Raw genomic sequence first — 15029 nt, 5'->3', positions numbered from 1 at the left:
CAGATTCCGTCTGCCGTTTAATTTGTTGTTTTTGCTTGTTCTAAAATTAATATTTTTAAATTGAATGGACCTTTAAGTTCTGAGAACTCAGGAACCTTTTTTAATTTTTCACGAAACCTGTCAGCTGTACTCAGCGCTCCACTTGCTAGACCCTTTTTAACCGCATTATCGACCGATGAGTCCGTTTCAAGTTGTCCAAATACATTCGTTCTTCTAGGAACTAGTCCATCAAAGTACCCAGCAGCAAAACTTGCAATAAAATCACCAGCGAAATATTCAGCTTCACGAGAGTGATACTCACCCGTAAGGCCAGGTTGCCCTTCACTCGATACACCGACACCTTTGACCTCGTAGATTTGCTGACCAATTACAATTCTAGAAATATTGATAAAAATACGTTTTGTGTTCTTCTCTAAATAACTTTCACCAATAAATCGAAACCCAGAAAGTTGACCGCTTTCAGCCGTACCAACTACAGGGGCTTTCTCGTCGGGAAATGCTACAACTGAATGTGGAACTCTAACTTCCAAAATATCTCCTATCTTTATTCCTCGGAAAACTTCACTTGAACCTTTTGGTGGTTGTATTAACTCTGAGTTATTAGATTCACGATGAATAGAAAGGTATTCACTTGGAATGTTTGCCGACACGTGGCTACCATTTCCTGAGTTAACTTTTTTCTTCGTAACTATCTTTTTCACGGTCGGTATAACAACTTCATGCTCAGTCTTTGTAGTTACAGGAGCAGTCCAAATTTCTTCTCCTTGAATATCTCCGGCGAAAGCAAGTGTGCTTAAAAGAAGAAAAATCATTTTCGCCCTCCGTTTTCCATTAAAACAGGCGATTTTACGATCAAACGATTAACGGTCTTTGTTTGACTGATTTGTTCAAGACGTTGCCCGCCTATAAGATTTGGTCTTCCGTATGAAGACCGAATTTCAACTAAATCTTGATGCCTAGTTCGACTTGGAATCACATCAAAAACGAAGATACTTTTCTCTGGTGTGCATTTAACAATTACATTTGTAGGAAGCGATGAGTTTAGTTTCAAATTAAGAAATAGCGTCCTTTTATCATTGGGCGATATCTGAGCTTTTAAATCTTCACCACGTCCAATAAAAACCTCTTGTAAACCACACGGAAAGAGCACAATCGACCCTAAACCTGGAGCTAAGTAGATACGTTGCACTTGGCTTTTGTCGAATCGCATAGATTGAATACGTTCTTGAGCAAAAGCCGGTAATGAAAGTAAATTAATCGCGAACAACAGATTCTTCATAAGAATCAACCTCTAATCCGAATGGATTTTCAGCAGTTCGAGGAACTGACTTTAATGTTAATGAAACTACAACTTTATGATCCTGCTCGTTGAGCCTTGTTTTTTCTTTGATTTGTACGAGACCACGATACGTATTGTCTTCATCACGAGTAAGTTTTAAAACTTCTCCCGAAAGTGCAATGCCATCTCTCTCAACTTTAGATTTAAGATCAATGATTTCTGATTCCTTTTTCTTCCAAAGGTCTTCACTCATCATGGTTGTAGCAAAACCTAGTCTCTTAAAGAAATTTCTAGAATCAAAGTTATAAGCATTGAAGAAGAATTTTTGTATAAATGCGATAGCTTCTGTTTTATAAATTGGATCACTTGCCTCACTCACGATTCGTGTGCCGTTTGAATCTATACCGATAATGATCGGCTTACTTGATTTGCTCATCGCTTTCAAACTGAGTGATGCTGATAGCGTACAAACCACCGCCATCGTTATAAATAGAATAAATTGGATATTACGCTTGAATATCTCTTGAGCGTGAATTTTCATTTACTTGTCCTTTCTTTTGAAATGAATTTGAATAATATTTTGCTTTAGACAATCTATCTGATTTGCCATTAGGATCTTTTCCATTTTGAGAACTTAATCCGTTTCCTGGAAAGAAAGCTCTTTGACGATCTTCAAATTTTCTTTGTCTAGATTCTTTACTGCGATCAAGTATTTTCGCAGGTATCGAGGCTGCTGGAATGGCTTTCATTGCCATCCATTTTCCAGCAGAAATACCCACTTGAGCAGCTTTTGAAACCGCTTGTCCTGCTGGACTTTTCACTGCCAAACTTGCAAATGCGACTGGCGTAATTCCTTTAAATAGAGTCAGAAGAAGTTCTAAACATTTCGAACCAAATTCATCTGATTGAGCGGTTGATAAACTTGCGTGAACTTGATCGAATCCATACCAGATTATTGGCCACGAACTTCCTACAACTAAAAGTCCTAAAAATATTTCTAAGCCCATTCCAAATCCAAGCAGTGTGCTTGATAGAAAAACCACTGGCGCCATAGAACACATCGCAATCATAAAAAAGATATGTAGGTAATACGCAATCCAATAAAGACCAGCTAGAACAACCTCTAGAACTCGATCCACAGCAAACGGAATTATACTTGTTGAGTTCCAATCTGGAGAGTTTTCGGAAAAGGAAGCCAGTCCCGCATATTTAGGCAAATAGGATTCAGGGATCGAAAATAGAATGTCTATAATCATAGGAAATGCAGCTAACAGCGTAAAATAAATTAACACACCCTTAATTGCCTGAAATGCTTTATTACCTTCTCCGGCTAAATTTGAAAAAACAATGCGGACCATGAAAAGTGGTAAAATAAAAATAGATGTTGTTTTTGATACCGCTTCAAACACCTGAATACACACACCATGCAGTTCACTATAGTTTTCCACGAGGTGCCTCTTGATTTCTTATCTTACGTTGCTTTTCTGAAAACGCTGTCCACTGACGAGATTCTTCATTTTCTTTTTCCATCGAGCGCAACTGAGCATCAGCATTTTGCATAATCATTGCTTGCTGGTTCTTCTGAACTTCATTTAATGCCACGTTTGTTTCTGTGGTGTTAAGAGCGATAGTTCCGTCAGTACCAAGAGCTACGGCGCGAACCAACAGACGTTTAAGTCTTCGTATATAGTCTGTGGTTGAACGAATATTAGTCTCTAGTCTGCGAGAAGACCAATCCGGGCCTTTTAAAACACTCTGTGTACTTCTTGAAATGTATCGAGCATTTGATGATTCTGAACGTAGAATTTCGGCACGCTTCTGAATATCTTTAGCTCCATTTTCTAAATCCTTATCAGGAGCAATTTCAGATGACAATTCGGCCGCAGCATCAACATAAGCTGCAAGCTCAACTGCTTTCTTTGCCTGATCGCCAATAAAGTCTAAAAACGCATGACTAGGAATTGAGAAAAAGAAAACTAAGATAAAGACAGGCATTGAACGATCTCCTTAAGCGATAAACTCGGACAAGCTGCTTTTAATTCGTGAAACTTTCTACGGTCTTCGTCTTTTGAGGTGTACTGCCAATACTCTTGACCATTTAGACGTATTTTTAAGACTCGTTCTCCGTGAGTATCTTTAAAGTAGCACTCAGAGAACTCACCTTGCTGACGACGCAAAACTTTAATATTTTCAATCGAACTTCTAGTAAGCTGATTTCTCGCAATGAATGATTCGTCATCACCATCTGCAGAAAAGTAGATTCTATTTGGTGAGTTATCCAAAATACCAGTATCCCCATCAATCACCACATGAGCTGATTTTTGGGCTACCGTGATAAATCCATGGCCTTCTTTACGAACATTAGCGATTGATAGATTAAAAAACGAAAAACATTTCTTGATAAAAAATGGAGTTTCATCCGCGATAAAAACTATTTTCTTTTTATGTTCAGACTTCTTCAGCATTTCTAGATTGAACTGCGCCATCACAGCAGCAAGGCCACCTTGTGCGTAATCTGGGTCTAGCGCCTGCGAGATCTTTGAAAAGTTAAAATATGTCAGTGATTTGTTTAACTCGATCATCCCAGCTTCAGTTGGAGCAAAGGCATTACCGTAAACACCATTTCCAACCCAACGCTGAAACAGTTCTTTTCTAGGTAAAGCAGAAGTCATTTCTTCATAAAAATCATTTAGCGAAAGATCCTGAGTATTTGACTCAGCATAGGACAGGATAGCCCTTTCAAGATCAGACTTCATAGTTTTCGAAAGCTTTACTTCGCCCTCTTCAAGAATTAATACTTCCATAAATGCAGCTAAAATCTGCACTGCTTCCTTGGTTGCACCTAACTCTTCAATGACATTGAATGGATTGATTCCGGTAGGTTCATTTAATGTAAGAGTTTTCTCAACACCACCCAAAATTTCAGTTTCTCTGGAATGACTACCTCCTACGTCAATCTTAATAACTCTCACTTCTGAATCATAAGCAAGTGCTCTAGTGATTGCATTTGTGAGGACAGATTTTCCAGTTCCAGGCCTTCCAAAAATGCACCAAGAAAATGACTCATAACTTGGATCAAAAATATTTATGTACGTTAAAGACTCATCTTTACGATGTAATGCCAATGATCTTTTCATTACGTTTTGAGTAGATTTTGAATCACCGCGACTTACCAACGGCATATATGTCACTAGCGTCGAGTCTTTCTCTAAGAGCGTAAAATGAGGTTCTTCTCCTGGATAAAAACTTCTAAGACTTTTAAGAGCACCTACGCTTTCGATATAGATTTCACCAATCGGGTCTAACTTGCGCTTAACTTCGTCACGATCAGCTCTTAATAGATCTTCTGAAGTTCTTTCGATCAAACATTGCCATTCAAATCGAAATAGTTTTGATCCATTTAGAGAGATATCTTCTAAATCCGTTTGGGCTTCCGCGAACTTTCTATTTTCATTTAGATCTGAGACTTGAGCATTTTGTTTAGATCTACGGCGAAGGAAAGTCTCTGCCTCTGTCTGTGGAACTGCCTGAATCGAACAACAAATCATATACGGAAGCGGCAAGCTGTCCTTTACATGGCTTAAAGTTGATAGATCCATTCCAAATTCAGATTGTTTTGTCAGTCGTAAAATACTGACAACACTTGAGCCAAGATCAACAGTCTGAAATGTGTGATTCACTTCTGTTTTAATCTCAGGAAAAATGGATTCGACATCTTGTTTGTTAAGCGGCTTAACTTTGATCCCATTATCTTTAAGAATGTTAAAATCAGTCAAAAGGTTCTGAGCTTGCCCTTGACCACGCTTAAATAGAGATGAAAGTTCCAATTTCGCAGGCTTTTCTAAAAAAACAAAAGCACGGTTCTTTATGAAGCCAATGCTTTTAATGGCATCGCGACGAGAATGGTCGTTATCTTCAGTGGCTGAAAATTCCGATTTTAAATAGATACGAAGTGTGCGACCTTGCGGAAGATCACGTAAAAGGCTTTGCAGCATTTGCTCTGCGCTATCAAGACCAAATACTTCTTCATCAAATAGATCAATTTCAAAACCTGCACTGAGCGTTCCATTTTCTAAAGTATGAATGTATAAATCCGAAAGATTACTTGTTTCGATTATTTTTTGAAACATTGGTCACTCCGCTTTTAAAAAGATATTGAAATGAATCTCTGATAATTTTTCTACGAAAAGCCATTCGAACCGGCACTAACAGCCCTAAAACACCGATTGAAATCAATAGTGCCCAGATCGTGCTTTTAATTTCAAAGGCCTTGAACAAAAGCATAAGCCCTAAAAGAAAAACTCCAGCTCCTGAAATGTCTGTGTATGAGAGACCCAAAAAATAAGATTCGTCGTTAAGGACGCGTGATGTTTTACGTTCTCTCATCGAAAAATCTCCTTCACGACGTCAATAATTGCTGGTCCACCGAATGTTGCCGCAGCCCCGATAATTCCGCTCATTAGAACCATCTTTCCGACATTTGCCATGCCAATAGAAAGTGCGATACCACCTAAAACAATACCAATTACAGCAGTAACCTGTCCGATTGAGATCACCATGCTCTGTCCGCGCATTGCTGCTTCTTCTAAGCGATTAGCGAATGCAGGATTAGATAAAACTAAAATACTAGCGGCCAAACAAAGATTATAAATTCTAATAATTCTTTCCATATCTTCTCCTAACGTGACACTGGTGGAATAATTTCGAACATTTCAACTTGTCGATACCAAGTGTTCGGTTGATTTTGGTCTTGCACCCATTGATCCATCTTGTAGCGTTTCCACTCGCCCGGTTCGACAAGCGAAGAAACCTCTTTGGGGATTGGAGATGAGAACAATGAGTTTCCTTGCTGAACAAGTTGCGGTTGAAGTTGTTTTTCAAATTTTCTAACTTGTTCTTTTAAAGTTTCATTTTCTTTTTTTATCTGATTTTCGTCTGGTACGTTTATCAATGCACTCACAGCACCAGCAGTAGCCGCACCAATGCCTGCGTACATTGCTGAATAAGCTTCACGATTTTCGTTTCTCGTTTGTCCAACTAAAGCTCCGACAGCGGCACCTACAGCCATATCTCGAAGAATTATGTTTCGCGTATTCGTAGAGGAACATGACGAGATAAAAATTACTGTCAGCAAAAGAGTAAATTTAGTAGCAGTCATTTTTACCCTCCGAAGCAACGTACACACAGATTGTTCCTAATTTTCCATCTTCTGCTTTGTCTCCACTGTCGCCTTTGGGGCCAGTGGCTCCTCCGCCTCCAGCTTTACCAGAACATTTTTTACCTGTAGTAGTTCCGCCAAGGCCTCCCAACTGACCATCTCCGCCTTCACCTGGAACTCCAGCAATCCCGAAAGACTTAAAAGTTTCGATAAGAAAGCCTGCGCCATCCTTAATATTAATTTTTAAATTCCCAGAGCTTCCACCGTTACGAGCAGGAAGTCCTTTGTTACCTTTTGCTCCATTAGTACCGTTTCCAGCATCTCGCCCTGTGGATTCACATGAACACACATGAGCTTGTATCTGAAGTTCAGTAGAGACAGGCCCCATACAATTTCGACCAACACAATCACAGAACAAAGATCCATCACCAGCCGCAATTCCACCATTTGCACGATTAGGAAATGCGGGGCCTTTTTCGCCATCACCACCGTGCTCGCCGCGCATATATACTTTTAAACTTCCATGAGCGGAATTTGCGTTGATGATAAGATTCCCACCGCCGCGTCCTTCAGCATTTAATTTTGCTTTGATGCCGTCGGTGAATGTTTCAATGATTCCTTTATTCGCGATTAGTTCGTTTGTCTGAATTTCGATATTGAAACCATTTGTTCTAAGTGGCACCTCATCGAAAAACACTCGGTTAACCGATAACGTTGTGTTTTCTAAAAACTCTGACTGATCTTTACGAACTACGAAATCACGTGGAATTTTTACTAGTTTAGAAAAACTTTTTTCAATCTTGTTATCACCACTTAAAATATCAAAAGTATAAGTAAGCGTTTGATTATGACTAACTTCATGTGAAAAAGTTGTTTGGTTAGATTCCACCACGGCTAACGTTTGTTCCATGCGAATGCGAACTCGGCGCGCATCAGAAATTTTCGGCCATCCAAAATAGACCATGTATTTTTCTGGCTCTGTTGTTGGCTGAACTCCGATCTTTACAAAGTCAGATAGATTCTGCGAACTCACGCGCATATTTGCCTGATCTTGATTTTCTGTCTTTTCATCCTTGAATTCGGCGCAACCTATTACTGCAAGGCAAAGCACGGCCACTACGTTAAATAAACGCATTTTCATCTCCTTTAAATTTTGTAGAGGTCACTTTATGTGAAATCCGGATTTCGGATTATTTCTTAGATGAAGATTTGGACCTGTCGCTGTTGTTACGAGCTGAACCTAAAAAGAAATATATGAGATTTCAAAAAAATATTTTCATTGGTTGCGAACTAGAAATTTCGAACCGTATCTGCAATTTCATTCCTATAACGCAATATAATTGCGAATACGCAATCCTCTCCCGAAAAAGCCTATAACACGGCGCAAACGACACGATTTTCCTTTATCTTCTAGCAATAGCCTAATAAATCCTTGTTTATCTTAATTCGGAGGAACTTTGGTCGCACTAGTCAAAATGCTTATGACAGCAAGAGGACTTAATCAGGTAGATGTTGCTAGAAACACTGGTGTGTCTGCGACCGCTATTTCTCGTTATCTGAATGAAAGTTCTGATCTACGGGCTGATGCGCTTATCAAAGTTTTAAATTACCTAGGTGCCGATATTGATAGTCTTATGAAGAAAGAAATCAGCAGAGTTCTAGGAACGGCTGACAATATTACTATTGGGGAAGATATTAGTTATCTTTTAGAACAATCAAGCCCGATTACTCGCAAAACAATCGCCGACACTTTAATTACAAGTTTTAAAAATAATAAAAGCTCAGACACAAAGGTGCGAGTGACAAATTTAAAAAAATATCGCGACTCAATCAAAACTGTTAGGAGGACTGTTTGTTAGAAAATAATAACTCGACAGCGTCACTTTCCACGGGATCATCGCAAAGCCAAATAAGCTATGCCGATGCTCTTGAAAATCACAAAAAGAACACAGACTGGTGGGTTGTCTATGCAGCCTTTGACTTACCAGACTTTCAGTCTTCCCCGCTTTGGTTGTCTTCAAAGCTGAATCTAACAGTAGATACGGTTATTGAAGCTCTGGAAGGTCTTACTGTATTGGGTCACCTGAAGAAAGATGCCAATGGATATGCACCATCTAAAGGCAGAAACTTCGTGCAATTGAACGTAACACAGGGGAAAAAGGCTGATGTAATCGAAGATCACTCTTTAATTTCTCGCCAAATCATCAATCACCTATCTGAAGAGGCTTTAATGGCCGTTGATCACAGATGTTTCGCATCAAATGTTGAAATACTTAAGGAACTCTATTCAGATATAAATGCTGCTTTTGAAAAAGCTTATAAGAATTCGTCAAAAGTTGAAAACAATGACCGCATTTTTAAAATGTCATTCACAGCAGTCGACGTACTTCCAGGGAGACAATAAAATGAAAGCAATTATTTTAATTACCACAATTTTTCTTTCTCAACTTTCCCTAGCTGGCACCGGCGGTGGCGGTGTTATGATGAGAACTATGTCAGCAAAACACCCACAGATAGTTTACAACATTGGAAAGCAAGATGGGTTTGTTAAGTTCGCATATGGTCAACTTGTTGATCAGAAATGGCAGATTCAGAATATAGAAATGCCGGAATCTGAATTAATGACTGATTTAGCTGTTGTTAAAGCACTTCAAGATTCGACGATATTAAACGCTTGGACTGAGTTAAAATAACTCGCTGCGCATAAATAAAAACGTATATTACGAGGCTTGCCGATCGGCAGGCCTTTTTCTATCATAAATGTATAGAAATTCAGATGAATTTTTCGTGCTAATTACCATGGAGGGATAAAAGTGCGGATTGCTATATTTTTCTTTAATCCTTCGGGCTTCTGGAGGATTTCGTGAATATTACTAAAATTGAAGAAAACGTATCTAAATTGATGTCTAAGCACTCAAAGGACTCATTTATTTATGATCTATTGATCGCATACGGTCATCCAAAGGCCGCTATAACTAGATTAAAGCAAGGAACATATAATTTATCTAAGAAAGATGGTGAGATTCTTTGGAAAAAGAAATTATTTTTCAAGGAAGTATTAAAGGGAGATTTACACCTAGAAATTGATTCTGCAAAAAACAATAAAGACTTATTAAAACAAGAGCCACGCTTTATAATAGTTACTGATTATAAAACTATACTGTCTTTAGACACAAAAACACTTTCTACTCTAGATATTGAATACAACAAACTTGGAAAACATTTTGATTTTTTTCTACCATGGGCAGGTCTAGAAAAAGTTTCTACAATTATTGAGAACCCAGCAGATACTAAAGCCGCTGAAAAAATGGCTAAACTGTATGACCAGATTAGGGATGACAATCCCAATTTAAATTCCGAAGACGTACACTCTCTAAATGTTTTTTTATCCAGATTATTGTTTTGTTATTTTGCTGAGGATACTGGAATTTTTGAAAAGTCCTCTTTTACAAAAGCAATCGCTTCACATACCACGAGCGATGGTTCAGATTTAAATAAGTATCTTGATAGATTTTTTGAAGTTTTAAATACTAAGAGTAGAAAAGAATACCCGTCATTTTTACAAAACTTTCCTTATGTAAACGGTGGACTTCTTGCGAAGGCTCACAAATCACCTAAATTTTCCACTAAGTCTCGCAAACTCTTATTGGAATGTGGTGAATTAGATTGGTCAGAAATTAATCCAGATATTTTTGGTTCGATGTTTCAAGCTGTAGTTCATCCTTCTCGAAGAGGTGGATTAGGAATGCACTACACATCTGTACCAAATATTCTTAGAGTTATTAACCCCCTATTCTTAGATGATTTATATTCTGAGTTTGATAAAGCAAAAGGAAATTCAAACAAGTTAGATAAGCTACTAAAAAGAATTTATCATATTAAAATCTTTGATCCTGCATGTGGTTCAGGAAATTTTTTAATCATTGCCTATAAAGAACTCAGAAAGTTAGAAATTTTAGTATTTAAAGAAAAGGCAAAAGTTCAAACGCAACAAGCTTTTCAGTACTCACTAATACAGTTGGGTCAATTTTATGGCATTGAGTTAGATGATTTTGCACATGAGATTGCTATTCTTTCTTTGTGGCTTGCTGAACATCAAATGAATTTAGCTTTTAAAGATGAATTTGGAGATGTGCAGCCGACATTGCCACTAAAAAGTGGAGGCAATGTAATTTGCGCAAATGCAAATTTGGTCAATTGGGAAAAAATATGCTCATTTGATAAAAAGAGTGAATGCTATATTTTGGGTAATCCACCTTATCTTGGATCATATTTACAAAATGCAGATCAGAAAAAGGAGCTTCAAAAAATTTGTGAGGGTTTTAAGTCTTATAAAGATTTAGATTATATTTCCTGTTGGTTCTTAAATGCCTCACGTTTTATCGAAGGAAGAGAGAATGCTCAATTTGCATTTGTTTCTACAAATTCAATTTGCCAAGGGGAACTCGTTCCCCTTCTCTGGCCTCATATTTTTAAAAACAATCAAGAAATTGCTTTCGCTCATCAGGCTTTCAAATGGGAAAACAATGCTAAATCAAATGCTGCTGTAATTTGTATTATTCTAGGAATTAGAAATATCAATAGTAAGCCAAAATATTTGATCAACTCTCAAGGCAGTCGAACTGTGAGCAATATTAACCCATATCTTTCTATTGGGAAAAGCATTGTTGTCGAAAAAAGAATGAAACCACTTTCGACAGTTCCCCCTATGATATATGGGAACAAAATTGTCGATGACGGAAATTTAATTTTAAGCACAGAAGAAAAAAACGCTTTAATTAAGGATTACCCTGACGCGAATAAGTTCATAAAGAGATTTACAGGCTCAGTTGAGTTTATAAGAGGCCTTGAGCGTTGGTGTCTTTGGATTAAAGATGATAGCATTAAAGAGGCAACAAAAATACCTCCAATAAAACTACGACTCGAAAAAGTTTCAAAGTTTCGCCTAAAAAGCACTGAAAAAAGCACTAGAGCGATGGCTGAATTTCCACATAAATTTTATTTTTCTGCACATGAAGACGGTAACTCAATCATTGTTCCAAGGCACTCTTCAGAACGAAGGGCATATATTCCTATTGGATTCTTAAATAGTGACACAATAATTTCCGATGCTGCTCAAGCCGTTTACTCCGCTGATCCATACGTATTTGGATTTGTTACATCGAGAATGCACATGACATGGGTTAGAGCTGTAGGTGGCAGGCTAAAAACTGACTATAGATATTCTTCAGGGTGTATTTATAATACATTTCCAATCCCGACACTTTCAGAAAAACAGAAGCAAACAATTACAAATCATGTTTTCAACATCCTAGCAGAGCGCGAAAAGCACTCTCACGAAACATTAGCTAATCTATATGATCCTGAAAAGATGCCTGAAGAGTTGAAAATCGCACATGAAAATTTAGATACTTTTATTGAAAAATGTTACAGAGCAACTCCATTTTTAAATGAAGAGCAACGTCTGGAATATCTTTTCAAGTTATACGAAGAAATGTCTTTAAAATCTGAAAAAGGGAAAAAATAATGCCAAACACAGTTGATGTTAAATACGCCCAGACTGGCCAAAGCACTAAAGTTGATCAATATGGCATGAGAGAAATGCAACAAAGAGCATTTTCCGCAAGAGATGCCCAATATCTTTTAATAAAAGCTCCGCCTGCTTCAGGAAAATCTAGAGCATTAATGTTTATAGCTCTCGATAAGCTAAAAAATCAGGGAATTAAGAAAGTAATTGTTGCAGTTCCTGAAAAATCTATTGGAGGTTCTTTTGGAAACAATGAGTTGAGTAAAGAAGGATTTTTTTCAGATTGGGAGCCTAATCCAAAGTATAATTTATGCACGGCTGGTGGGGATAAAAGCAAAGTAAACTCATTTATAGAGTTTTTAAAAAGCGATGAGAAAATTCTTATTTGTACACACGCTACCTTACGCTTTGCTTTTGATGCGATAAAAGAAGAAGAGTTTAAAGATTGTTTACTCGCCATTGATGAGTTTCATCATGTTTCTGCTCATGAAGAAAATCGCCTTGGTGAACTTTTAAAAAGAATAATCAAAGGCTCAAACGCCCATATTGTTGCTATGACCGGGTCTTATTTTAGAGGAGATACTGTTCCTGTATTAGAACCTGAAATGGAGAACAAATTTACAAAGGTAACTTACAATTACTATGAACAGTTAAATGGATACAATTTTTTAAAGTCTCTTGGAATTGGTTATCATTTTTATCAAGGAAAGTACACTTCTGCCATTCAAGAAATTCTTGATACCAACAAAAAAACTATTCTTCATATTCCAAATGTACAATCTGGCGAGTCGACGAAAGACAAGCATAATGAGGTTGATACAATATTGGATTCCATAGGGTCTGTTATTAAACAGGATGAATTAACTGGTGTAATTCATCTCAAAAGAAATTCTGATGGAAAAATAATTAAAGTTGCTGATTTGGTAGATGACAGAGGTAAGGACAGAGAAAAAATAGTAACGTTTCTTAGAAGTGTAAAATCACCGGATGACTTAGATTTAATTATTGCTCTTGGAATGGCGAAGGAAGGTTTTGATTGGCCTTACTGTGAACACGCACTAACTGTTGGCTATAGAGGTTCTCTAACAGAAATTATTCAAATTATTGGAAGATGTACTAGAGATAGTTCTAACAAAACCCATGCTCAATTTACTAATTTAATCGCGCAGCCAGATGCTGGCGATGAATTAGTAAGATTATCCGTAAATAACATGCTCAAAGCCATCACTTGCTCATTACTTATGGAGCAAGTTTTAGCACCAAACTTTAGGTTTAAGACAAAAGCAAACGATGATGATAAGTCAGAAGGTACAAATATCAAAATTAAAGGATTTAAAGAACCCTCTTCTAAAAGAGTTAAAGAAATTCTCGAATCTGATTTAAATGACTTAAAAGCTACAATCTTACAAGATGACAATTTGGTTAAAGCACTTCCAGGCAATCTCGACCCTGAAGTAATTAATAAGGTTTTGATTCCTAAAATAATTCAAACTAAATATCCTGATTTAACAAATAATGAAATTGAAGAAGTGCGACAGCACGTTATCGTCGATTCGGTAATTAAAAATGGAGAAATTAAAGAGTCTGGAGATAAGCGTTTTGTTAGAATGGCAGGGCAATTTGTCAACATTGATGATCTTCAAATTGATCTCATTGATAAAATAAATCCATTCCAAAAAGCATTTGAAATTTTATCAAAATCAGTAACCACACACGTTTTAAAGTTAATCCAAGAATCTATTGAAGCTACTAGAATTCAAATGACTGAAGAAGAGGCTTTAATTCTTTGGCCGAAAATAAATACTTTCGTTAAAACCAATGGAAATCCGCCAGACCTAAATTCGCTAGATCCTTTGGAAAGAAGAATGGCCGAAGCGATAGTATATCTTAAAAACCAACGACGACAACAAGGTGTCTAATGGATAAAAAATCTCTTAAAAAATTGATTGAAGAAGATGCTTTAGGGTTACTAAAAGTCAAACCAAAATCTTCTATTACTCCAGACGATGATCGGCTGGTTGCTTCTTTTTTAGAGATAAACAAATTCATTGCTGAAAATAAAAGATTACCTGAGCCAAAGCAGAATGACGTAATGGAATTTAAATTATTCAGTAGATTGGAATCAATAAAATCTGATCCATTAAAAATCGAAAAACTTAAAGTGCATGATGAACATCATTTATTGGAAAATATTAAAACATTAAGCTCTGTTGAAGATATTTACAATGATGATCCTTTAGGCCTTTTAAAAGAGGATGAAAATAGTATTTTTGAAATCAAAAATATTAAAAAGGATAAAACTATCGCCGACTACATTGCGAAAAGAAAACCCTGCAAAGATTTTGAAAATTTCAAAAATATCTTTTTTAACTGCCAAGCAGATATATCTAACAATAAAAGAAAGCTACTACCTTTCGCAAAAGAGAAACAAATTACTGTTGGACAGTTTTTTGTATTGAAAGGAGTTTTACTTTATATTGCAGATGTATTTGCAGATAAAAAAAACTTAAGAAGCCCACGACTTAGAATCATTTTTGAGAATGAAACTGAAGCTGATCTTCTTGGTCATTCTTTGGGCGCAGCTTTATATAAAGATGGTAGAAGAGTTTCTGAACACGAAGAGAATTTAATGGATGGCTTAAAAGATATAACATCTGACGATGTTGAGTCGGGATTTATTTATGTACTTAAATCTAAGAGCGAACTACCAGAGATTAAAAAGTATCAAGATTTATTTAAGGTAGGGTTTTCTTCACTACCAGTTGAGCAAAGAATTAAAAATGCTCATGAAGATCCTACTTTTTTGCTAGCACCAGTGCAGATTGTATCTACATTTAAATGCTTCAATTTAAATCCCCAAAAACTAGAACTTCTACTTCACAAGTTCTTTGGAATGGCATGTTTAAATATAGAAATTGAAGACTTAAATGGAAAAAGATTTGTCCCAAGAGAATGGTTCATTGCACCACTAGAGATCATTGAACAAGCAATTCATTACATTTTAAATGGTGAAATAGTTAATTTTCGATACGACTCACAAAGAAAAGAAATCGTTGGACGCTAAA

General features: G+C 36.8%; 16 protein-coding genes. 6 read left to right on the top strand and 10 right to left on the bottom strand.

The annotated features are described in order from the left end of the window. Positions 1–17: 17 nt before the first annotated feature. From AC04MQ_RS09215 to AC04MQ_RS09170, 10 genes are read right to left on the bottom strand one after another with little or no spacing between them, the layout of a single operon-like run. Positions 18–812 carry a TraB/TrbI/VirB10 family type IV secretion system protein gene (locus AC04MQ_RS09215; protein ID WP_475391918.1) on the bottom strand — a complete coding sequence of 265 codons (795 nt, stop codon included), beginning with the start codon at positions 810–812 and terminating at the stop codon, positions 18–20. Further along, a complete protein-coding gene (locus AC04MQ_RS09210) occupies positions 809–1279 on the bottom strand; it encodes a hypothetical protein (RefSeq protein WP_475391917.1) in 471 nt (156 codons plus the stop codon). Before AC04MQ_RS09210 ends, AC04MQ_RS09215 begins: the two co-directional genes overlap by 4 nt. Continuing rightward, on the bottom strand, positions 1254–1820 hold the full coding sequence (locus AC04MQ_RS09205) for a hypothetical protein (RefSeq protein ID WP_475391916.1): 567 nt from the start codon (positions 1818–1820) through the stop codon (positions 1254–1256). Before AC04MQ_RS09205 ends, AC04MQ_RS09210 begins: the two co-directional genes overlap by 26 nt. Then, positions 1786–2727, bottom strand: coding sequence for a hypothetical protein (locus AC04MQ_RS09200; protein WP_475391915.1), 942 nt, complete (start codon positions 2725–2727; stop codon positions 1786–1788). The genes AC04MQ_RS09205 and AC04MQ_RS09200 overlap by 35 nt, the downstream gene beginning before the upstream one ends. Further along, positions 2714–3274 carry a hypothetical protein gene (locus tag AC04MQ_RS09195; RefSeq protein ID WP_475391914.1) on the bottom strand — a complete coding sequence of 187 codons (561 nt, stop codon included), beginning with the start codon at positions 3272–3274 and terminating at the stop codon, positions 2714–2716. Before AC04MQ_RS09195 ends, AC04MQ_RS09200 begins: the two co-directional genes overlap by 14 nt. Continuing rightward, entirely contained in the window at positions 3256–5409 is a 2154-nt protein-coding gene (locus tag AC04MQ_RS09190; RefSeq protein ID WP_475391913.1) for a TraG/VirB4 family ATPase, read from the bottom strand. Before AC04MQ_RS09190 ends, AC04MQ_RS09195 begins: the two co-directional genes overlap by 19 nt. After that, positions 5381–5665 (bottom strand): hypothetical protein, encoded by a 285-nt coding sequence (locus AC04MQ_RS09185; protein ID WP_475391912.1) that lies wholly within the window; start codon positions 5663–5665, stop codon positions 5381–5383. The genes AC04MQ_RS09190 and AC04MQ_RS09185 overlap by 29 nt, the downstream gene beginning before the upstream one ends. Further along, a complete protein-coding gene (locus AC04MQ_RS09180; RefSeq protein ID WP_475391911.1) occupies positions 5662–5949 on the bottom strand; it encodes a hypothetical protein in 288 nt (95 codons plus the stop codon). The genes AC04MQ_RS09185 and AC04MQ_RS09180 overlap by 4 nt, the downstream gene beginning before the upstream one ends. Before the next feature lie 8 nt (positions 5950–5957). Then, positions 5958–6437 (bottom strand): hypothetical protein, encoded by a 480-nt coding sequence (locus tag AC04MQ_RS09175; RefSeq protein WP_475391910.1) that lies wholly within the window; start codon positions 6435–6437, stop codon positions 5958–5960. Then, the gene (locus AC04MQ_RS09170) at positions 6424–7572 is read right to left on the bottom strand and encodes a hypothetical protein (protein ID WP_475391909.1); all 1149 of its coding nucleotides are present in this window, start codon (positions 7570–7572) and stop codon (positions 6424–6426) included. Before AC04MQ_RS09170 ends, AC04MQ_RS09175 begins: the two co-directional genes overlap by 14 nt. A 322-nt stretch (positions 7573–7894) precedes the next feature. Here AC04MQ_RS09170 and AC04MQ_RS09165 point away from each other — a divergent pair, with 322 nt between their 5' ends. The 6 genes from AC04MQ_RS09165 (at position 7895) to AC04MQ_RS09140 (ending at position 15028) form a co-directional block, all read left to right on the top strand. After that, on the top strand, positions 7895–8296 hold the full coding sequence (locus tag AC04MQ_RS09165; RefSeq protein WP_475391908.1) for a helix-turn-helix domain-containing protein: 402 nt from the start codon (positions 7895–7897) through the stop codon (positions 8294–8296). Beyond that, positions 8290–8841, top strand: a complete 552-nt coding sequence (locus AC04MQ_RS09160; protein ID WP_475391907.1) for a hypothetical protein — start codon at positions 8290–8292, stop codon at positions 8839–8841. The genes AC04MQ_RS09165 and AC04MQ_RS09160 overlap by 7 nt, the downstream gene beginning before the upstream one ends. A 1-nt stretch (position 8842) precedes the next feature. Next, the gene (locus AC04MQ_RS09155) at positions 8843–9130 is read left to right on the top strand and encodes a hypothetical protein (RefSeq protein ID WP_475391906.1); all 288 of its coding nucleotides are present in this window, start codon (positions 8843–8845) and stop codon (positions 9128–9130) included. A 170-nt stretch (positions 9131–9300) separates the two neighbouring features. After that, a complete protein-coding gene (locus AC04MQ_RS09150; RefSeq protein ID WP_475391905.1) occupies positions 9301–11964 on the top strand; it encodes a class I SAM-dependent DNA methyltransferase in 2664 nt (887 codons plus the stop codon). After that, a complete protein-coding gene (locus tag AC04MQ_RS09145) occupies positions 11964–13883 on the top strand; it encodes a DEAD/DEAH box helicase (RefSeq protein WP_475391904.1) in 1920 nt (639 codons plus the stop codon). The genes AC04MQ_RS09150 and AC04MQ_RS09145 overlap by 1 nt, the downstream gene beginning before the upstream one ends. Continuing rightward, positions 13883–15028 (top strand): GIY-YIG nuclease family protein, encoded by a 1146-nt coding sequence (locus AC04MQ_RS09140; RefSeq protein ID WP_475391903.1) that lies wholly within the window; start codon positions 13883–13885, stop codon positions 15026–15028. Before AC04MQ_RS09145 ends, AC04MQ_RS09140 begins: the two co-directional genes overlap by 1 nt. Position 15029: the final 1 nt, after the last annotated feature.

Source organism: Bdellovibrio sp. MYbb2 (genome assembly GCF_056175685.1).
This window is presented reverse-complemented; position numbering and strand designations above follow the sequence as displayed.